Annotated in this window: 16 protein-coding genes; 14 read left to right on the plus strand and 2 right to left on the minus strand. The window is 71.5% G+C overall.

The annotated features are described in order from the left end of the window. Window positions 1-211: 211 nt before the first annotated feature. The 4 genes from MNOD_RS10455 to MNOD_RS10470 all read left to right on the plus strand — a co-directional run bounded on the left by MNOD_RS10455 (window position 212) and on the right by MNOD_RS10470 (window position 3,350). Window positions 212-523 (plus strand): hypothetical protein, encoded by a 312-nt coding sequence (locus MNOD_RS10455; protein ID WP_015928834.1) that lies wholly within the window; start codon window positions 212-214, stop codon window positions 521-523. 139 nt (window positions 524-662) lie between these two features. Beyond that, window positions 663-911, plus strand: coding sequence for a hypothetical protein (locus MNOD_RS10460; protein WP_015928835.1), 249 nt, complete (start codon window positions 663-665; stop codon window positions 909-911). 161 nt (window positions 912-1,072) lie between these two features. Next, window positions 1,073-2,887: an aspartate--tRNA ligase gene (gene aspS / locus MNOD_RS10465; RefSeq protein ID WP_015928836.1), complete on the plus strand. Its 1,815-nt coding sequence runs from the start codon at window positions 1,073-1,075 to the stop codon at window positions 2,885-2,887. Between the two features lie 10 nt (window positions 2,888-2,897). Further along, complete coding sequence (locus MNOD_RS10470) at window positions 2,898-3,350, plus strand: GNAT family acetyltransferase (protein ID WP_015928837.1); 453 nt, start codon at window positions 2,898-2,900, stop codon at window positions 3,348-3,350. Between the two features lie 9 nt (window positions 3,351-3,359). Here MNOD_RS10470 and MNOD_RS10475 read toward each other — a convergent pair whose 3' ends face one another. Then, window positions 3,360-4,598, minus strand: a complete 1,239-nt coding sequence (locus MNOD_RS10475; RefSeq protein ID WP_015928838.1) for a deoxyguanosinetriphosphate triphosphohydrolase — start codon at window positions 4,596-4,598, stop codon at window positions 3,360-3,362. Window positions 4,599-4,700: 102 nt separating this feature from the next. On the opposite strand from MNOD_RS10475, the gene MNOD_RS10480 reads away from it, so the two are divergent. Together MNOD_RS10480 and MNOD_RS10485 are read left to right on the plus strand one after the other, a co-directional pair. Then, on the plus strand, window positions 4,701-5,027 hold the full coding sequence (locus tag MNOD_RS10480) for a HesB/IscA family protein (protein ID WP_015928839.1): 327 nt from the start codon (window positions 4,701-4,703) through the stop codon (window positions 5,025-5,027). 30 nt (window positions 5,028-5,057) lie between these two features. Beyond that, entirely contained in the window at window positions 5,058-6,881 is a 1,824-nt protein-coding gene (locus tag MNOD_RS10485) for a hypothetical protein (protein ID WP_015928840.1), read from the plus strand. Between the two features lie 182 nt (window positions 6,882-7,063). Here the strand turns inward: MNOD_RS10485 and MNOD_RS10490 are convergent, their stop codons facing one another. Then, complete coding sequence (locus MNOD_RS10490; protein WP_043748481.1) at window positions 7,064-9,406, minus strand: NADP-dependent malic enzyme; 2,343 nt, start codon at window positions 9,404-9,406, stop codon at window positions 7,064-7,066. A gap of 378 nt (window positions 9,407-9,784) precedes the next feature. On the opposite strand from MNOD_RS10490, the gene MNOD_RS10495 reads away from it, so the two are divergent. The 8 genes from MNOD_RS10495 (at window position 9,785) to scpB (ending at window position 19,558) form a co-directional block, all read left to right on the plus strand. After that, window positions 9,785-11,281 (plus strand): CoA-acylating methylmalonate-semialdehyde dehydrogenase, encoded by a 1,497-nt coding sequence (locus MNOD_RS10495; RefSeq protein ID WP_043750830.1) that lies wholly within the window; start codon window positions 9,785-9,787, stop codon window positions 11,279-11,281. A 178-nt stretch (window positions 11,282-11,459) separates the two neighbouring features. Continuing rightward, complete coding sequence (locus MNOD_RS10500; protein ID WP_050783502.1) at window positions 11,460-12,557, plus strand: acyl-CoA dehydrogenase family protein; 1,098 nt, start codon at window positions 11,460-11,462, stop codon at window positions 12,555-12,557. 56 nt (window positions 12,558-12,613) lie between these two features. Then, on the plus strand, window positions 12,614-13,504 hold the full coding sequence (gene mmsB, locus MNOD_RS10505; protein ID WP_015928845.1) for a 3-hydroxyisobutyrate dehydrogenase: 891 nt from the start codon (window positions 12,614-12,616) through the stop codon (window positions 13,502-13,504). A gap of 129 nt (window positions 13,505-13,633) precedes the next feature. Beyond that, entirely contained in the window at window positions 13,634-15,406 is a 1,773-nt protein-coding gene (gene argS, locus MNOD_RS10510; protein WP_015928846.1) for an arginine--tRNA ligase, read from the plus strand. Between the two features lie 146 nt (window positions 15,407-15,552). After that, window positions 15,553-16,959, plus strand: a complete 1,407-nt coding sequence (locus tag MNOD_RS10515) for an SPOR domain-containing protein (RefSeq protein WP_015928847.1) — start codon at window positions 15,553-15,555, stop codon at window positions 16,957-16,959. A gap of 119 nt (window positions 16,960-17,078) precedes the next feature. Further along, window positions 17,079-18,098 (plus strand): beta-N-acetylhexosaminidase, encoded by a 1,020-nt coding sequence (gene nagZ, locus MNOD_RS10520; protein ID WP_015928848.1) that lies wholly within the window; start codon window positions 17,079-17,081, stop codon window positions 18,096-18,098. Between the two features lie 10 nt (window positions 18,099-18,108). Next, a complete protein-coding gene (locus MNOD_RS10525; RefSeq protein WP_015928849.1) occupies window positions 18,109-18,891 on the plus strand; it encodes a segregation and condensation protein A in 783 nt (260 codons plus the stop codon). A 4-nt stretch (window positions 18,892-18,895) separates the two neighbouring features. Continuing rightward, entirely contained in the window at window positions 18,896-19,558 is a 663-nt protein-coding gene (gene scpB / locus MNOD_RS10530; protein ID WP_015928850.1) for an SMC-Scp complex subunit ScpB, read from the plus strand. The last annotated feature ends 118 nt before the right edge of the window (window positions 19,559-19,676 follow it).

Genomic DNA, 19,676 nt, shown 5'->3' on the forward strand with positions numbered 1-19,676 from the left:
CTCCTGCAGGGAGGATGCGAATCCGGAGGGCGCCCGGATCGTATGCCATTTCGGCAGCCGGCCGTGTCCCGGACTGCGCGGCCGCAACGCCCTCGGCCTCATCGCCCGAGTGACGGCCGCGCCCATGCGTGAGGACCGCGCCGGCGCGGCAGCAGATCGTTAAGGATCCGCCTCCTAGGGTGAAGGCTGTCTCAACGATTGGGGGGCGGCCGTGTCCCTGCGTCTCAACCTCGCCACCGGAACTCTCGCGGTGCTCGGCTTCGGCACGGTCTGCGCCGTGTCGGCGGTGAATCTCGACCGCCTGCCCTCGGCCTCCGCGCCGATCCCGCAGGTGGCTGCCGTGCGCGCCGCGCCCGCGGAGCCGGCGGCGACGGGCTCGATCGCGCCGGCTCCGGTTCCCTCCAAGCCGCGGGCCAAACCCGCGAAGGCCGAGGCGGCGCGCGATCCGGCCTTCGATTCCGAGCGTCTCGCGCAGCTGCTGAGTGCCGCCGCGGCCGGGACCGCCAGACCGATCGACCACTGAGAACCGGCCGATCCCGGCCATCCCGGGATGCCGCGGGCCGGCCGGGGACGGCGCACTGCGGAAGGTCTTGCATTCAGCGCAAGAATGCTTCGGCCCAAGCGGCAGATGACGAGGACAACCCAGGAATGGGGGCTTGTCCATGTCCAGCACCACCATCGCCCGGGCAATGGCACCGCTGCTCATCGCCACGACGCTGGTCGTGTCGGTCGTCGTCTCGGTCTTCCTGAGCCTGATGCTGCTGATCTCCTATGCGGTCCTTGCCGTCCTGTTCAGCCTCGGGTCGATCGGGATCGGCGTCGCCACGGCCATCATCAAGATGCTGTGCCTGACCATCATCGTCAGCTCCTTCGCCGTCGGCCGATTGCTGTGGTCCGGCCAGGGGCGGTGACGGACCGCGGATCAGGCGGCGGCCCGCGCGGTGCGGAGCCAGCCCGCGCTTGACTTGCGCACCCGTGCGTGAATGGGTGCGCCGACCTCTGCCCGGGAGGTTGCGCCGTCGCCGGCCGCTCCCGCGGCACTCGACCAAGAAGCCGCCCGAAGAAGCCAACCATGCATCGCTATCGTTCCCATACCTGCGGCGCGCTCCGCCCGTCCGACGTCGGCTCGACGGTCCGGCTCTCCGGCTGGTGCCACCGCGTCCGCGATCATGGCGGCGTGCTGTTCATCGACCTGCGCGACCATTACGGGCTCACGCAATGCGTGGTCGACGCCGATTCCCCGGCCTTCCGGGCCGCCGAGGCCGTGCGCTCGGAATGGGTGATCCGCATCGATGGCCGCGTGCGCCAGCGGCCCGCCGGCACCGAGAACCCGGACCTGCCGACCGGCGCCGTCGAGGTCTACATCGCCGATCTCGAGGTGCTGGGCCATGCGGTCGAGCTGCCGATGCCGGTCTTCGGCGACCTCGACTACCCGGAGGAGACGCGGCTGCGCTACCGTTTCCTCGACCTGCGCCGGGAGAAGCTGCACGCCAACATCATGAAGCGCGGGGCGATCATCGATTCCCTGCGCCGCCGCATGCGCGAGGGCGGGTTCTTCGAGTTCCAGACGCCGATCCTCACCGCCTCCTCGCCGGAGGGCGCGCGCGACTTCCTGGTGCCCTCGCGGCTGCATCCGGGCAAGTTCTACGCCCTGCCGCAGGCGCCTCAGCAGTTCAAGCAGCTCACGATGATCGCGGGCTTCGACCGCTACTTCCAGATCGCGCCCTGCTTCCGCGACGAGGATGCCCGCGCCGACCGCTCGCCGGGCGAGTTCTATCAGCTCGACATCGAGATGAGCTTCGTCACGCAGGAGGACGTGTTCCAGGCGGTGGAGCCGGTGCTGCGCGGCGTGTTCGAGGAATTCGCGGACGGCTGGCGCGTCACGCAGAGCTTCCCGCGCATCCCCTACGCCGAGGCGATGCTGAAATACGGCGTCGACAAGCCGGACCTGCGCAACCCGCTCCTCATCGTCGACGTGACGGAGGAATTCTCGGCCGAGGCCGTGACCTTCAACGCCTTCAAGAACTTGATCAGGGCGGGCGGCGTGGTGCGGGCGATCCCCGCCCCCGGCGCCGCCTCGCAGCCGCGCTCCTTCTTCGACAAGCTCAACGACTGGGCGCGCAGCGAGGGCGCGCCGGGCCTCGGCTACATCGTGTTCGAGGAGGAGGGCGGGCAGCTCATCGGCCGCGGGCCGATCGCCAAGTTCGTGCCCGCCGAGGTCCAGGCGGCGATCGCGGGCAAGGCCGGCCTCAAGGCGGGCGACGCGGTGTTCTTCTCGGCCGGCACCGAGGCGAAGGCGGCGGGCCTCGCCGGCAAGGCGCGCATCCGCATCGGCGACGACCTCGGCCTGTCCGACAAGGACCAGTTCGCCTTCTGCTGGATCACCGACTTCCCGATGTACGAGTGGAACGAGGACGAGAAGCGGATCGACTTCTCGCACAACCCGTTCTCGATGCCGAACTACGACCACAAGGCGTTCCTGGCCCTCGACCCGGCGGATGCGGACACGATCCTGGGGATCAAGGCGTTCCAGTACGACATCGTGTGCAACGGCATCGAATTGTCCTCGGGCGCGATCCGAAACCATCGCCCGGACGTGATGGAGAAGGCCTTCGCCATCGCCGGCTACGGCCGGGACGTGCTGGAGCAGAAGTTCGGCGGCATGCTGAACGCGCTGCGCATGGGCGCGCCGCCCCACGGCGGCATCGCGCCGGGGGTCGATCGCATCGTGATGCTGCTCTGCCACGAGCCGAACATCCGCGAGGTGGTGCTCTTCCCCATGAACCAGCGGGCCGAGGACCTGATGATGGGCGCCCCCTCCGAGGTGACGGCCAAGCAGCTGCGCGAGCTGCACATCCGGCTCAACCTGCCCGAGAAGTCGGCCTGACCTCCGACCCGTGCCGAGCCTCGTCGCACGCGTGAGCGACCCGGGCGTCATCCGCGAGATCCGCGACGGCGACGAGGCGGCGCTGATCGCCCTCTGGCATGCCGCCGGCGTCTCGCGCCCCTGGAACGACCCGCAGCGGGACATCGCCTTCGCGCGCGGCTCGCCGCACGCGACGATCCTGGTGGCGCAGGCCGGCGATGTCCTCGTGGCCTCCGCGATGGTGGGCGAGGACGGGCACCGGGGCTGGGCCTATTACGTGGCCGTGGCGCCCGAGCGGCAGAAGACCGGGCTCGGCCGGGCGATCATGCAGGCGGCCGAGATCTGGCTCCTCCGCCGCGGCATCTGGAAGCTGCAACTCCTCGTGCGGGCGGACAATGCCGGGGCGGTCGGCTTCTACGAACGCCTCGGCTACCACGACACGCGCACCGTCTGTCTCCAGAAAGTGATCGAGCCCGCGGCCTAAGACCGGCTCTCACACCCGCCCGTCCGGCCACATCACCCAGTGCAGGTCCGGCGTCACAGGGAACATGCGGCGGTGCTGGCTCACCGCATAGTTGTCCGTCATTCCGGCGATGAAGTCGGCGACGCGCCGAGGGGTGCGGGGATCGTCCGGGCCGCGCAGGCCCGCCTGCCACTCCTCCGGCATCCGCGCCGGATCGGCCATGAAGGCATCGAAGAGGTCGCACAGGATCCGGGCGGCCCGGTCCCGCACCGCCATGACCCCCGGATGCCGGTACATGCGGGCGAACAGGAAGGTCTTGATCGCCCGGTCGGCCGCCGCGATCGGCTCCGAGAAGGCCGCCACGGCCGTGCCGGCCCCGCGGATCGCCGCGACATCGCCGGGCCGAAGCACCTCGAGCCGCCGCCCGGTCTCGGCGATCACGTCCTCGACGAAACGGGTGATGACCCGGCGGGTGAGCTCGTGCACCACGCGCGAGCGGTCGAGGCCCGGATGGAGCGCCGCGATCTCGTCGAGGAGCCCCGCCAGGAAGGGCACCTCGCGCAGGTCGCCGAGGTCGAACAGGCTGGCGCGCAGGCCGTCGTCGAGGTCGTGGGCGTCGTAGGCGATGTCGTCGGCGAGCGACGCGACCTGGGCTTCGAGGCCCGGATGGGTGTCGAGGGCGAGATCCTGCAGGGCGTTGTATTCGAGGATCGCCGCCGGGACGCCGCTCTCGGCGAAGCGGGGCATCGGCGTGCCGTCGGCCCTGAGGAGCGGGCCGTTGTGCTTGACGAGGCCTTCGAGCGTCTCCCAGGTGAGATTGAGGCCGTCGAAGGCGGCGTAGCGCCGCTCCAGCCGGGTGACGAGGCGCAGCGCCTGCGCGTTGTGGTCGAAGCCGCCATGGGCCGCCATGCAGGCATGCAGGGCGTCCTCGCCCGTATGGCCGAAGGGCGTGTGGCCGAGATCGTGGGCGAGGGCGAGGGCTTCCGCCAGATCCTCGTCGAGGCCGAGCGCCCGCGCCAGCGCGCGGGCAATCTGACTCACCTCGAGCGTATGGGTGAGGCGGGTGCGGTAGTGATCGCCCTCGTGATGGACGAAGACCTGGGTCTTGTGCTTGAGGCGCCGGAACGCCGCCGAATGCACCACGCGGTCGCGGTCGCGCTGGAAATCCGACCGGGTCGGCGAGGGCGGCTCGCCGATGAGGCGCCCTCGCGACGCCGCCGGATCGCTGGCATAGGGCGCCCGCCAGCGCTCCCCGTTCCGTCCCCGCACGACCAATCCCTCCCCCGATGCCCCGCGCCGTTCCGGTTGCGGTCGGGGCCGTCGGTTCCTATCTTGCGAAGCACCAAACCGGCCTTTTAGCTAGGGCTGTCGATGACCGAGATCACCCTTACGCCGCGCGCCGCACGCCGCATCAACGAGATCATGGGCGCCGAGCCGCCCGGCTCCATGCTGCGCATCAGCGTGAACGGCGGCGGCTGCTCCGGATTCCAGTACGCCTTCGACATCGCGCGCGACCGCGCCGGCGACGACATCGCCGTGGAGCGGGACGGGGCGACCGTGCTGGTCGATCCCCTGTCGCTGGAATACATGCGCGGCTCGACCATCGACTTCGTCAACGACCTGATCGGCCAATCCTTCAAGATCGAGAACCCGCAGGCGACCGCATCCTGCGGCTGCGGCACCTCCTTCTCGCTCTGATCCCATCGTTTCGTGCAGGAACCCGACGCCATGACCCGCTGGACTCGAACGGGCATGGCCCGAGCCCTGCTCCGCACCGCTGCCTGCGCGGCGCTGCTCGGCGGGCTGCCCGCCGCAGGATCCCTCGGCTTCATCGGACCGGCGCTGGCGCAGCAGGCCGGGACCGTCGCCCTCGACGACGTCTCGTTCCGGTTCGGCACCACCCTGGTGAAGGTGCCGCGCCTCGAACTGCGCGACACCGCGCTGTCGCGCGCCGACCTGCAGGCGATCCTCGATCCCGCCAGCACCGAGCCCTGGCCCGCGCGGCTCAAGCGGCTCTCGGGCGGCAGCCTCGCGATTCCGCTGCTGCGGGTCGAGCAGGCGGTGGGCGACAAGGTGCAGGTGGTGGTCTATCGCGACCTGGTCGCCCGCAGCCTGACGGAAGGCCGGATCGGCAGCCTGGAGGCGGCCGGCGCCGTGCTGACCGTCGAGGGAAGCGGGCCGGATTCCGGCGCGGGCGCCTACGGCCACATGGCCGCGAGCGACCTCGACCTGACCGGCCTCGCCCGGCTTCTGACCGAGGCGGGGGGACCGGACGCGCCGAGCATCCGGGTCTACGGATCCGTCGCCGTCGACGACATCGCGCTCAGCGGCCCGAAGGGCGAAGCCTTCCGCATCGGCCATGTGGAGGGGCGGGATTTCGGCGGACGCCCGACCGCGACTCCCTGGGGCGAGGCGTTAAGCGCGCTCACGGCGGGCGATCCGGCGAAGGCGGCCCCGGCCGACCGGGACCGGGGGACGGCGCTTGCCGCCGACCTTCTCGACGCGGTCGCGATCGGCCCCGTCGAGATGCGCGATCTCTCCGTGACGGATCCGGGGGAGGGCACGCCGACCCGCTTCACGCTGGCGCGCCTCTCCTACGGCAGCGAGGCCGGCACGGGCACGGTCCGCACGGAGGCGCTGGCCCTCGACGGGCCGGCCCTGCGCCTCGGGCTCAAGGCGCTCACGCTCTCGGGCCTGTCTCTGAAGCCGACGCTTGACGGCCTGCGCCGCAATGCGGCCGGCAGCCTCGACCCAGCCGAACTGCGCCGCTACGCGCCGCTGATCGGGCGAGTCGCGGTGGACGGCCTGGAGGTGGATATCCCGCCGGGCCCGGAGCGCGGCCCTGCCAAGGATCCCGCCAAGGATCCGGCGAAGCCCGAGGCGCCGCTGCGCGTGGCCCTGCGCGCCGCCTCCCTCGAGATGAGCGCACCGCGCGACGGCATCCCGACCGCGGCCCGCCTCAACCTCGACGGCCTTGCCTTCCCGGTGCCGGTCGATGCTCCGGCACTCGCCGCCCTCGCCTCCCTCGGCTACAGGAATGTGGACGTCTCGGGCGTGCTCGATTCGAGCTGGAACGAGGAGGCGCGCGAGGTCTCGGTGCGCGAATTCTCGCTCACCGGCAAGGACATGGGCCGCGCCCGGCTGACCGCGACGCTCGGCGGGATCGGCCGCGAGGTGTTCAGCCCGGACGTGGCGGTCTCGTCCCTCGCCCTCCTCGGAGCGACCGCCAAGGCGCTGGCGCTAACGGTCGAGAATACCGGGCTGTTCGACCGCTTCGTGGCCGATCAGGCCAAGGCCCAGAGCCTCAAGCCGGCCGAGCTGCAGCGGGAATACAGCACCGCGGCCATGCTCGGCATCCCGGCGGTGCTCGGAAATTCCGCGGGCGCCAAGGCGCTGGGTCAGGCCGTGGCCCGCTTCGTGACGAAGCCCGGCCGCCTCACCATCACGGCGGCTGCCAAGGATCCGGCCGGCCTCGGCTTCCTCGACCTGAGCACGGCCGCGAGCCCCGGCAAGCTGTTCGACCGGCTCAACGTGACGGCGACGGCGGAGTAGGAGCCGGGCTCAGGGCCTGTCGAGGTCGATCGGGCGCCCGACAGGCTCCCGGAAGCGGCGCTTCTTGCGGAAGGCGTCGCCGCATGGCGAGATCGGCCGGCGATTGGGTTCGTCGCCCAGGCCCATGCGCCTCGTCTCCCGCCGCCTCGACGGCGGCGGGGACGGAGGGCGAACGGCTCCGCTCAGCCCGAGATCAGCGGCGTACCGGTCTCCGCGCTCGTCTCCGGCACAGGGGGGGCGGTGCCCGAACTCGCCTGCGCCTCCACCACCGCCGCCGCCGTGATGTTGACGATGCCGCGGGCCGTCACCGACGGGGTGAGAATGTGGGCGGGCTTGGCCGGGCCGATCAGCAGCGGGCCCACCGGCAGCGCATTCGCCAGCATCTTGGCCATCTGGAAGGCGATGTTGGCCGCGTCCAGGTTCGGCATGATCAGGACGTTCGCCTCGCCCTTGAGGCGCGAGTTCGGCAGCACCCTGTCGCGGACCACCTGGGAGAGGGCGGTATCGGCGCCCATCTCGCCGTCGATCTCGAGGTCCGGCGCCCGCTCGCGGATGAGCGTGAGGGCGTTGCGCATCTTGCGGGCCGAGGGCGTGTCGAAGGAGCCGAAATCGGCGTGGCTGACGAGGGCGATCTTCGGGGTGAGGCCGAAGCGCCGCACCGTGTCGCCGCAGGCGATGGCGACGTCCGCGATTTCCTCGACGCTCGGGTCCGGCCGCACATGGGTGTCGGCGAGGAAATAGGCCCCCTGGGCGGTCACGATCAGGCTCAGCGCCGCGAAGTCCTTGGAGCCCGGCGCGAGGCCGATGATGTCGTGGATCGTGCGCAGCTTGCTCTCGAACCGGCCCTCCAGCCCGCAGATCAGCGCGTCCGCCTCGCCCCGCTGCACCATCAGGGCGCCGATCACCGTGGTGTTGGTGCGCACCAGCGTGCGCGCGGCGTCCGGCGTGATGCCGCGCCGGCCCGCGAGATCCATGTAGGTCTGGACATAGTGGCGGTAGCGCGGATCGTCCTCGGGATTGATGAGCTCGAAATCCTCCCCGCGGCGGATCGAGAGGCCGAAGCGCTTGAGGCGCGTCTCGACCACGTTCGGGCGCCCGACCAGGATGGGCTTGGCCAGCCCCTCCTCGACGATGGCCTGCACGGCGCGCAGCACCCGCTCGTCCTCGCCCTCCGCGTAGACGACGCGGCGGGGATCCTGCTTCGCCTGGGTGAAGACCGGCTTCATGATGAAGCCGGAGCGATGGACGAAGCGGTCGAGGGATTCGGCGTAGGCCTGGATGTCCGGCAGGGGCCGCTTGGCGACGCCGGTCTCCATCGCCGCCTTGGCGACTGCGGGCGCGATGCGCAGGATCAGCCGCGGATCGAAGGGGCTCGGGATGAGGGAGTGGGGGCCGAAGGGCCGCGCCTCGCCGCCATAGGCGCGCGCCACCACGTCCGAGGGGGTCTCGCGGGCAAGCCCCGCGATCGCCTTCACGGCCGCCGCCTTCATCTCCTCGTTGATCGTCGTCGCGCCGACGTCGAGCGCGCCGCGGAAGATGTAGGGGAAGCACAGGACGTTGTTGACCTGATTCGGGAAGTCCGACCGGCCCGTGCAGATCATGGCGTCCGGGCGCCGTTCCTCCGCGAGATTCGGCATGATCTCCGGATACGGATTGGCGAGCGCCAGGATCAGGGGTTTTTCCGCCATCCTGTCGAGGTATTCGGGCTTGAGCACGCCGCCCGCCGAGAGGCCGAGGAAGATGTCCGCGCCCGGGATGACCTCGGCGAGCGTACGGGCGTCGGTCTTCTGCGCGTAGACCGCCTTCCAGCGATCCATCAGCGCCTCGCGCCCCTCGTAGACCACACCCTCGATGTCGGTGACGGTGATATTCTGGCGCCGCGCGCCCAGCGACACGAGCAGGTTGAGGCAGGCGAGCGCCGCCGCGCCCGCGCCCGAAGTGACGATTCGGACGTCGGAGAGCTGCTTGCCGGCGAGTTCGAGGGCGTTGAGCACCGCCGCCGCCACGATGATCGCGGTGCCGTGCTGGTCGTCGTGGAAGACCGGGATGTTCATCCGCGCCCGGCACTGCTCCTCGACCTCGAAGCATTCCGGCGCCTTGATGTCCTCCAGGTTGATGCCCCCGAAGGTGGGCTCCAGCGCCGCCACGACGTCGACGAGCCGCGAAACCTCCTTCTCCGCCACCTCGATGTCGAAGACGTCGATGCCGGCGAACTTCTTGAACAGGACCGCCTTGCCCTCCATCACCGGCTTGGAGGCGAGCGGGCCGATGGCGCCGAGGCCGAGCACCGCCGTGCCGTTCGAGACCACGGCGACGAGGTTCTGGCGGGAGGTGAGGGTCGCGGCCTCCTCGGGGTCGGCGGCGATCGCCTCGCAGGCGGCGGCAACGCCCGGGGAATAGGCCAGCGCGAGGTCGCGCTGGTTGCCGAGCGGCTTCGTCGGCTGGATCTCCAGCTTACCGGGGCGCGGATTGCGGTGATAGAACAGCGCGCCGCTCTTGAGGTCGTCAGAAATCGTCTCGCTCACCGCGTTCTCCCCTCGCATCGCGCGCCTGGGCCGAGCCGCGGCGGCGAGACCACGCCGGCCGGAGCCCGGACCGGCCTTGAGATTTCCTGCACCGCCGGCCCAGGAGGCGCAACCCTCGCGATGAGGGCGGCGGGCCGGGAGCGGCGAGAACCGGACCGGGACCCCGACTGACGCCGATGGCGCGGGCGGTCCTACCGGCGCCCGCCGAAGAGCATCTCCATCTGCAACTCGGCAAGGGAGAAGCGGTCATCGTCCCGGCGGCTGCCGCCAGGCTCCCGCATCCGCGCGCATCCGTTCCGCGTTCACACCCATTCCTCCCCGCATAAAAGCAGGGCAAGCTGCCTGTAAACCACTGTCCAGGGAGAGAGCGCCATGGTGCTGCGCGAGGTCGGGCATTTCATCGGGGGCGAGCAGGTCGCGGGCCGCTCGGGCCGTCATTCGGACATCTTCCAGCCGATGACCGGCGAGGTGGTGGGGCGCCTCGCGCTGGCGAGCACCGCGGAGGTGCGGGGGGCGATCGAGAACGCCGCCCGGGCGCAGCCCGCCTGGGCCGCCACGAATCCGCAGCGCCGCGCCCGGGTGATGATGCGCTTCCTCGACCTCGTCGCCCGGGAGATCGACAGCCTCGCCGACCTGCTCGCGCGCGAGCACGGCAAGACCATTCCCGACGCGAAGGGCGACATCCAGCGCGGCGTCGAGGTGGTGGAGTTCGCCTGCGGCATCCCGCACCTCCTCAAGGGCGAGTTCACCGAGGGGGCGGGGCCGGGCATCGACATCTACTCGATGCGCCAGCCCCTCGGCGTCGTGGCCGGCATCACGCCGTTCAACTTCCCCGCCATGATCCCGATGTGGAAATTCGCGCCCGCCATCGCCTGCGGGAACGCCTTCATCCTGAAGCCGTCCGAGCGCGACCCGGGCGTGCCGATGCGGCTCGCCGAGCTGATGATCGAGGCGGGGCTGCCGGCCGGCATCCTCAACGTCGTCAACGGCGACAAGGAGGCGGTGGACGCGCTCCTCGACGACGACCTGATCCAGGCGGTGGGCTTCGTCGGCTCCTCCGACATCGCCCAGTACGTCTATGCCCGCGCGACGGCGAGCGGCAAGCGCGCCCAGTGCTTCGGCGGCGCCAAGAACCACATGATCATCATGCCGGATGCCGACATGGACCAGGCGGTCGACGCGCTCATGGGCGCGGGCTACGGTTCGGCCGGCGAGCGCTGCATGGCCGTCTCGGTGGCGGTGCCGGTCGGCGAGAACACCGCCGATGCGCTGATGAGCAAGCTCGTGCCGCGGGTCGAATCCCTCAAGATCGGCCCCTCGACGGATCCGAGCGCCGATTACGGCCCGCTCGTCACCAGGGCGGCGCTGGAGCGGGTGCGCAACTACGTCGATATCGGCGTGCGCGAAGGCGCCAAGCTCGTCGTGGACGGGCGCGGCTTCAAGATGCAGGGCTACGAGAACGGGTTTTATCTCGGCGGCTGCCTGTTCGATCACGTCGCGCCCGAGATGCGCATCTACAAGGAGGAGATCTTCGGGCCGGTCCTGTCCGTGGTGCGCGCGAAGGACTACGCGGAGGCGCTGCGGCTCCCCTCCGCGCACGAATACGGCAATGGCGTCGCGATCTTCACGCGCGACGGCGACGCCGCCCGCGACTTCGCCGCGAAGGTCAATGTCGGGATGGTCGGCATCAACGTGCCGATCCCGGTTCCGCTCGCCTACTACACCTTCGGCGGCTGGAAGCGCTCTGGTTTCGGCGACCTGAACCAGCACGGCCCGGATTCGGTCCGATTCTACACCAAGACCAAGACCGTCACGGCGCGCTGGCCCTCGGGTGTCAAGGAAGGCGCGCAGTTCTCGATGCCGATCATGCACTGAGGCCGCCGGCGCCGCACGCCGAAGCGCGGAAAACCCCTCTCCCGTGCGGGAGAGGGGATCCCCGCGCCCCGTGCGGGATGGCGCCACACCACGACAGCCGGGACGAAAAACCGCCGGACGAGGGGAGGCCGCCGTGAGCCTGTTCACGCTGCCCGAGGACCAGATCGCCATCCGCGACATGGCGCGGGACTTCGCGGCGGAGCGCATCGCCCCCCGCGCCCTCGACTGGGACGCCGACAAGCACTTTCCCGTGGACGTCCTCCGCGAGGCCGGGGCGCTCGGCATGGGCGGCATCTACATCCGCGAGGAGCACGGCGGCTCGGGGCTCACGCGGCTCGACGCGGCCCTGATCTTCGAGGCGCTGGCGACGGGATGCCCCACGGTTTCGGCCTTCCTGTCGATCCACAACATGGCGAGCTGGATGATCGACCGCTACGGCTCCGGCCAGCAGCGGGAGCGCTGGCTGCCGGAACTCTGCCGGGCCGAGACGCTGGCCGCCTACTGCCTCACCGAGCCGGGATCGGGCTCCGATGCGGCGGCTCTGCGCACCACCGCCCGGCGCGAGGGCGACGACTACGTCCTCAACGGCACCAAGCAGTTCATCTCGGGGGCCGGCGCCGTCGACCTCTACGTGGTGATGGCGCGCACCGGCGAGGCGGGCCCGCGGGGCATCTCGACGCTCGTGGTGCCGGCGACCACGCCCGGCCTCTCCTTCGGCCCGAACGAGCGCAAGATGGGCTGGAACGCCCAGCCGACCCGGCAGGTGATCTTCGGGGAGTGCCGGGTGCCGGTGGCCAACCGCCTCGGCGAGGAGGGAACCGGCTTCAGGATCGCCATGGCGGGCCTCGACGGGGGGCGGCTCAACATCGGCGCCTGCTCGCTCGGTGGTGCGCAGAGCGCCCTCGACAAGGCTCTCGCCTATACGCGCGAGCGCCGCGCCTTCGGGAAACGCCTCGACGAATTCCAGGCCCTGCAGTTCCGCCTCGCCGACATGGCAACGGAGCTGGAGGCGGCCCGCCTGATGATCTACGCGGCCGCGTCCAGCCTCGACCGCGGCGACGCGGATGCGACGCAGCGCGCCGCGATGGCCAAGCGCTTCGCCACGGATGTCGGCTTCAAGGTCGCCAACGAGGCGCTCCAGCTCCATGGCGGCTACGGCTACCTGTCGGAATACGGCGTCGAGAAGATCGTCCGGGATCTGCGCGTTCACCAGATCCTGGAGGGGACGAACGAGATCATGCGCCTCATCGTGGCGCGGGGGCTGGTGCAGCCGTGACCGCGGCCTCAAAGCAGGCCGCATCACCATTCCAATCGATCGAGGGAGCAGCGGACGTGACACAGATCGCCTTCCTGGGCCTCGGCAACATGGGCGGGCCGATGGCGGCCAATCTCGTGAAGGCCGGGCACACGGTTGCCGGCTACGACCTCGTTCCGGCGGCCCGCGAGGCCGCGCAGGGGGAGGGGGTGCGCATCGCGGAATCCGCCGTCGCGGCTCTGGCCGGGGCCGAGGCGGTGATCACCATGCTGCCGGCCGGCCGGCACGTGCTCGGCCTGCTCGACGAGATCCTGCCGCAGGTGCCGGCGGGAGCCCTCGTCATCGACTGCTCGACGATCGATGTCGCGAGCGCCCGCGCGGCGCATGCGAAGGCGGCGGAGCGGGGCCTGGCGAGCCTCGATGCCCCGGTCTCGGGCGGGGTCGGCGGCGCAAGGGCCGGGACGCTCACCTTCATGGCCGGCGGCAGCCCGGAGGCCTTCGCCCGCGCCGAGCCGCTCCTCGCCCGGATGGGCCGCAAGGTCGTGCATTGCGGCGAGGCCGGGGCCGGGCAGGCGGCCAAGATCTGCAACAACATGATCCTCGGCATCTCGATGATCGGCGTCGCCGAGGCCTTCGTGCTCGCGGAGAAGCTCGGCCTCTCGCATCAGGCCCTGTTCGACGTTGCCTCCACCTCCTCGGGCCAGTGCTGGTCGCTGACTAGCTACTGCCCGGTTCCGGGGCCGGTCCCGGCCTCGCCCGCCAACAACGACTACCGGCCGGGTTTCGCCGCCGCGCTGATGCTGAAGGATCTGCGCCTGTCGCAGGAGGCCGCACAGGCGGCCGGGGCCGCGACGCCGCTCGGGGCGCATGCGGAGGCGCTCTATGCGGCCTTCGAGGCGGCGGGCCAGGGCGGCACCGACTTCTCGGGCATCATCCGGTACCTGCGCGAGATGCACCGGGAGAGCTGAGGTCACGAAAATGCCTCGTCCCCTCACGCTTGCGGGGAGGGGCCGCGCCGTGAGATGAGCCCGGCTTTAAGCGCCGACGCCGCGATCCTTCGCGCGCCGGCCCAGCCCGGTCCCATCTTCGGTCGCATCATGAACATCTTCGCCGCCTTCGAGGAGCGCATCGGCGAGGCGCTCGCCAGCCTCACACGCGCCGGGCAGCTGCCCGAGGGCCTGGATCTCGGCCGCGTGGTGGTCGAGCCGCCGCGCGATCCGAGCCACGGCGACCTCGCCACCAACGCCGCGCTGGTGCTCGCCAAGGAGGCGCGCACCAACCCGAAGGCGCTGGCCGAGCGCCTCGCCGCGGAGCTGCGCAGCGATCCCCGGGTCACGGAGGCGAGCGTCGCCGGGCCGGGCTTCCTCAACCTGCGGCTCGCGCCGCAGGTCTACGGCGACGTGGTCCGGGCGGCCCTGCGCGCGGGCGAGGCCTTCGGGCGCGGCGCAAAACAGCCGGGCCTCGTCAACGTGGAATACGTCTCGGCGAACCCGACCGGGCCGATGCATGTCGGCCACGGCCGCGGCGCCGTGTTCGGGGATGCGCTCGCGAATCTCCTCGTCGCGGCCGGGCGGGAGGTGGTGCGCGAGTACTACATCAACGATGCGGGCGCCCAGGTCGACGTGCTCGCCCGCTCGGCCTTCCTGCGCTACCGGGAGGCCCTGGGCGAGGAGATCGGCACGATCCCTGAGGGCCTCTATCCGGGCGACTACCTCAAGCCGGTCGGGGCGATGCTCGCAAAGACGCATGGCCGCTCGCTCCTCGGCAAGCCGGAGGCCGAGTGGCTGCCCCTGGTGCGCGAGGCGGCGATCGGCGCCATGATGGAGCGGATCCGCGAGGATCTGGCGGCGCTCGGCATCCGTCACGACGTGTTCTTCTCCGAGCGCACGCTCCAAGAGGGCGGCAAGGAGGGCGGCGAGGGCGGCGCCGTCGCGCGCCTGATCGAGGCGCTGCGGGCCCGGGACCTCGTCTATGTCGGCCGCCTGCCCCCGCCGAAGGGCCAGCTCCCGGAGGACTGGGAGGATCGCGACCAGACGCTGTTCCGCTCCACGGCCTTCGGCGACGACATCGACCGGCCGCTGCTGAAGTCCGACGGCTCCTACACCTATTTCGCGTCGGACATCGCCTACCACGCCTCCAAGGTGGAGCGCGGCGCCACCGAGCTCATCGACGTTCTCGGCGCCGATCATGGCGGCTACGTCAAGCGCATGCAGGCGGCGGTGCGCGCCGTGTCCGACGGCCGCGCCAGCCTCGACGTCAAGCTCTGCCAGCTGGTGCGCCTTCTGCGCGGCGGCGAGCCGGTGAAGATGTCCAAGCGCGCGGGCGAGTTCGTCACCCTGCGGGAGGTCATCGACGAGGTCGGGCGCGACCCCGTCCGCTTCATGATGCTCTACCGCAAGAACGACGCGACCCTGGATTTCGACCTCGCCAAGGTGGTGGAGCAGTCGAAGGACAACCCGGTCTTCTATGTGCAGTATGCGCATGCCCGCACGGCCTCGGTGTTCCGGCAGGCCCGGGAGGCCTTTCCGGGCGAGGATCTGTCGGCGGAGGCGCTCGCGGGCGCCGATCTGTCGCTGCTCACCGATTCGGGCGAGGCCGAGATCATGCGGCTCATCGCGCAGTATCCGCGCGTCGTCGAATCGGCGGGCAGCGCCCACGAGCCGCACCGGCTGGCCTTCTACCTCTACGAACTCGCCAGCGCCTTCCATAGTTTTTGGAACAAGGGCAAAGACTTGCCGCAATTACGGTTTGTTAATCAAACCGACCGAATGTCCACCCTGTCGAGGCTGGCCCTCGTCGCGGCGCTGCGAGGCGTTCTCGCCTCCGGCCTCGGGATCCTCGGAGTCACTGCGCCCGACGAGATGCGGTGACCCGTCGGGCCCCCGCCGCGATGCGGGGCCGGACGCCGGCATGGTAGGATACGCCACGACCCGGAGGGGAGCGGCGGCCTGTGACGCCGCGCCGGGATCGAGGGATCGCGGTGAGGTGACGCAGGCGTGAACAGGATGGGGCTGCCATGACGACCAACGCTTCCCGGATCCCCGTCGATTATGACGGGTACGAGCCGGACCAGCAGCAGCCCGCCGAGCGCCCGAGCCAAGCCAAGAGCAATCAGGCAAGGAGCGATCAGGCCAAGGGCGACCAGGCGAGGAGCGACCCTCTGGCCGAACTCGCCCGCATCGTCGGGCAGGACGATCCGTTCCGGGCCCTGCTCGCCGCCAAGGATTCGCGCCGGGCAGGCGGCCCGGAGGGCGGGGGCGGGCGGGTCGAGCCGCAGCTGCCGGATTATGCCGGCGCGCCGGCTGAGCCGGCTCCCGGCCCGTCGATGGATGCCTTCAACCAGTATCTTTCCGCCGTGCAGCGGGAATCCGTGCCGGAGCCGGACCCTGCGCCCGAGCCGCAGCCGGAACCGCTGGATGAACCGGCCGGGGAGGTCGCGCCGGAGCGCCCGCGCGGCCGCAGCCGGCTCGCCCTCGTGGGCACCGCGCTCGGCATCGTGGCCGTCGCGGTCGGCGGCGCGCTGACCTGGAAGGCCCTGCATCCGCATCGCGGCTCCGGCACGCCGATCGTCGTGATGGCCGATCAGGCGCCGCTGAAGATCGCGCCCCAGAATGCCGGCGGGGTCGAGATCCCGGATCAGAACAAGCAGATCTACGAGCGCAACGCCAAGGACGGCCAGATCAAGATCGTCAACCGCGAGGAGCAGCCCCTCGACGTCAAGCAGGCGGCCCGCGCGCTCACCAGCGAGGCCCCGACCGCCGGGACGCCCGGCCCGGCTCCGGGCGCGCCGGTCAATCTCCTCACCGAATCCCTCGGCGAACCGCGCCGGGTCCGCACGGTCAGCGTGCGGCCCGAGCCGCCGCCCGTCGAGGCCCAGCGGGCCGCGCAGGGCACGCAGGGCGGGCCGGCCCCGGCCCGGCCGGAGGCCGCGCCGATCCCGACCATGACGCTGCCCGAGGCGACGCCCGCCGCCGCGACGCCGCGCTCGGCGAGCCGCTCGATCCAGGCCGCCACGACCCCGGCTCCGGCTCCGGCTCCGGAGCCGCAGGCCCCCGACACGGTCGCCTCGACCACCGTCGCCGCGCCGAAATCCAACCCCGCCCCGCAGCGGGTCGCCTCGGCCGAGCCGCCTCCCGCCAAGCCGACACCGGCCGCCACGCCCGACGCGCAGGCTCCGGTCGGCGGCTTCTCGGTGCAGCTCTCGGTCCGCGCCACCGAGAAGGAGGCCCGCGCGGCCTTCGCTCAGGCGCAGGAGCGCTACCACGCGGAACTCGCCGGCCAGTCCGCGCTGATTCGTCAGGCGGAGGTGAACGGCAAGACGATCTTCCGCGTCCGCGTCGGCCCGATGTCGAAGGAGAGCGCCAACAGCCTCTGCAGCAAGCTGCAGGCGTCCGGCGGCACCTGCTTCGTGGCGAAGAACTGACGCCCCGGGAGGCGCCGGATCGGACCGGCCTCCTCCCGGAGCCCGTCCCGGAGAAACGGAATCCGGTTCTCCCTCCGGACGGATTCGAGCCCACCGCGAACAGACGAGACCCGCCGTCGATGACGAGCCTTGCCCTGATCCTCGGCTGCACCGGACCGACCCTGAGCCCCGAGGAGGCCGCCTTCTTCCGGGACACCCGGCCCTGGGGCTTCATTCTGTTCAAGCGCAACATCGAATCGCCCGAGCAGGTGCGGGCCCTCACCGCCGCCTTGCGCGAGACCGTGGGCCGCGCCGAGGCGCCGATCCTGATCGACCAGGAGGGCGGGCGCGTGCAGCGCATGGGGCCGCCGCATTGGCGCGCCTACCCGTCCGGCAGCCGCTACCTGCAGGTGGGCGGCCGCGAGAACGGCCCGGCCCTGGCCCGTCTCGGCGCGCGGCTGATGGCGCATGATCTCGCCTCGGTCGGCGTCAACGTCGACTGCGCCCCGGTTCTCGACGTGCCGGTGGCGGGCGCGAACGAGGTGATCGGCGACCGCGCCTACGGCACCGAGCCCGAGGCCGTGGCGGCGATCGGCCGCGCCGTCGCCGAGGGGCTGATGGAGGGCGGGGTCCTGCCGGTCATGAAGCACATGCCCGGCCATGGCCGCGCGAATGCCGACAGCCACTTGGCGCTGCCGGTGGTCGAGGCGGACCGCGACAGCCTCGAATCCCACGACTTCCGGCCCTTCCGGGCCCTGGCGGACCTGCCCCTCGGCATGTCGGCCCATGTGGTCTTCACTTCCCTCGACCCCGACCATCCGGCAACGACCTCCGCGCGGGTGATCCGCGAGGTGGTGCGCGGGGCGATCGGCTTCGACGGCCTGCTGATGACCGACGATTTGTCGATGAAAGCCCTCACGGGCAGCTTCCGCGCCCGGACGGAGGCCGCGTTCCGGGCGGGCATCGACGTGGCGCTCCACTGCAACGGCGACCGAAGCGAGATGGAGGAGGTCGCGTCTAGCACCCCCGCCCTTGCGGGCGAGGCGCTCCGCCGCGCCGAGGCGGCGCTCGCCTCCTTGCGTCCCGCGACCGGGTTCGACGCAGACGAAGCCCGCGCCCGCTTCGAGGCCGGGCTGGCGCGGTCCATCGCTGCAGCCTGATCACCCGGCCATGGCAGCAGGGCAGGGAAGCGCCTTCGACGGGGATGCCGTGCCGGACGGGCCGACGCTGGTGGTCGACGTCGACGGCTTCGAGGGGCCCCTCGATCTCCTGCTCGAACTGGCCCGCCGCCAGAAGGTCGACCTCTCCCGGATTTCGATCCTGGCGCTCGTCGAGCAGTACCTTGCCTTCATCGAGGAGGCGCGGCGGCTGCGCCTCGAACTCGCGGCCGACTACCTCGTGATGGCGGCGTGGCTCGCCTATCTGAAATCGCGCTTGCTCCTGCCGGCGCCGCCCCGCGGCCCGGAGCCCAGCGCCGACGAACTCGCTACCGTGCTCGCCTTACGCCTGCGCCGCCTGGAGGCGATCCGCGCCGCGGCCGGCCGGCTCTTCGCCCGCGCGCAACTCGGCCGCGAGGTCTTTGCGCGCGGTGAGCCGGAGGCCCCCCCGCGCCCGGCGGGCGGCGGCCCGTTCACGGCGACGCTGCACGATCTTCTGGCGGCCTATGCGCGCCAGCGGCAGGAACGGGCGCTGGCCCGGGTCTCCCTGCGCCAGCGCCAGGTCTGGTCGCTGGTCGAGGCGCGGGCGGCGCTGGAGCGCCTGATCGGCCCGCGCGACGACTGGACCACCCTCGACGCCTGTCTGGAAGCCTATCTCGCGGAGCCGGAGCAGCGCGCGAGCGTGCGGGCCTCCTCGCTCTCGGCATTGCTCGAACTCGCCCGCGAGGGCCGCATCGCGCTGCGCCAGGACGCGCCCTTCGCGCCGCTCTGGCTGCGCCCCACCGATCTCGGCTGAGCCGATGCCCCGCCGCTCCCCGCTTGCCCTCCTGCCGGAGGCCGCCCCCGCGCCGGACGCCGAGGTCCTGCGCCTCGCCGAGGCGCTGATCTTCGCGGCGAGCCGGCCGGTCGAATCCGCGGCGCTTGCCGCGCGCCTGCCTGCCGGCAGCGACGTGGAGGCGGTGCTCGCCGAGCTGCGGCGGATCTATCTGCCCCGCGGCATCAACCTCGTGCGGGTCGCGGGCGGCTACGTCTTCCGCACCGCGCCCGATCTTGCCGCGGCCCTGCGCGGCGATGCCCCGGAGCCCCGCAAGCTCTCACGGGCCGCCATCGAGACGCTGGCGATCGTCGCCTATCACCAGCCCGTGACCCGGGCGGAGATCGAGGAGATCCGCGGCGTCTCGACCTCGAAGGGATCCCTCGACCTGCTGCTGGAGACCGGCTGGGTGCGCCTGCGCGGGCGCCGCCGCACACCGGGGCGGCCGGTCACCTACGGGACGACACCCGCCTTCCTGGAGCATTTCGGCCTCGACGCGGTGTCGGACCTGCCGGGCCTCGACGAGCTCAAGGGCCTCGGCCTGATGGACGGGCGGCTGCCCGCCGGCTTCAGCATCCCGATGCCCTCCGATGCCACCGCCCTGCACCTGGACGAAGAGCCGCTCGCCGAGGGGCCCGACGAGGACTGAACAAGGCCCTGCGGCTGTTGGCGGCCCGAGGAAGCGCTTGTTTTCGCCCCCCGCGCTCCTTAGGTTCCGGCCAGCTTCAAAAATACCACGCCGCGCCCCTTGTTTCGGCGCGGTGCAG

The sequence above is a fragment of the Methylobacterium nodulans ORS 2060 genome (assembly GCF_000022085.1).
Classification (GTDB): domain Bacteria; phylum Pseudomonadota; class Alphaproteobacteria; order Rhizobiales; family Beijerinckiaceae; genus Methylobacterium; species Methylobacterium nodulans.

What these genes read in the sequence shown, in the direction of transcription:
- MNOD_RS10460 (WP_015928835.1), top strand. Translation starts at nt 663, where the DNA reads ATGTCCAGCACCACCATCGCCCGGGCAATGGCACCGCTGCTCATCGCC.
- aspS (WP_015928836.1), top strand. Translation starts at nt 1,073, where the DNA reads ATGCATCGCTATCGTTCCCATACCTGCGGCGCGCTCCGCCCGTCCGAC.
- MNOD_RS10480 (WP_015928839.1), top strand. Translation starts at nt 4,701, where the DNA reads ATGACCGAGATCACCCTTACGCCGCGCGCCGCACGCCGCATCAACGAG.
- MNOD_RS10485 (WP_015928840.1), top strand. Translation starts at nt 5,058, where the DNA reads ATGACCCGCTGGACTCGAACGGGCATGGCCCGAGCCCTGCTCCGCACC.
- MNOD_RS10500 (WP_050783502.1), top strand. Translation starts at nt 11,460, where the DNA reads ATGGCGCGGGACTTCGCGGCGGAGCGCATCGCCCCCCGCGCCCTCGAC.
- argS (WP_015928846.1), top strand. Translation starts at nt 13,634, where the DNA reads ATGAACATCTTCGCCGCCTTCGAGGAGCGCATCGGCGAGGCGCTCGCC.
- MNOD_RS10515 (WP_015928847.1), top strand. Translation starts at nt 15,553, where the DNA reads ATGACGACCAACGCTTCCCGGATCCCCGTCGATTATGACGGGTACGAG.
- nagZ (WP_015928848.1), top strand. Translation starts at nt 17,079, where the DNA reads ATGACGAGCCTTGCCCTGATCCTCGGCTGCACCGGACCGACCCTGAGC.
- MNOD_RS10525 (WP_015928849.1), top strand. Translation starts at nt 18,109, where the DNA reads ATGGCAGCAGGGCAGGGAAGCGCCTTCGACGGGGATGCCGTGCCGGAC.
- scpB (WP_015928850.1), top strand. Translation starts at nt 18,896, where the DNA reads ATGCCCCGCCGCTCCCCGCTTGCCCTCCTGCCGGAGGCCGCCCCCGCG.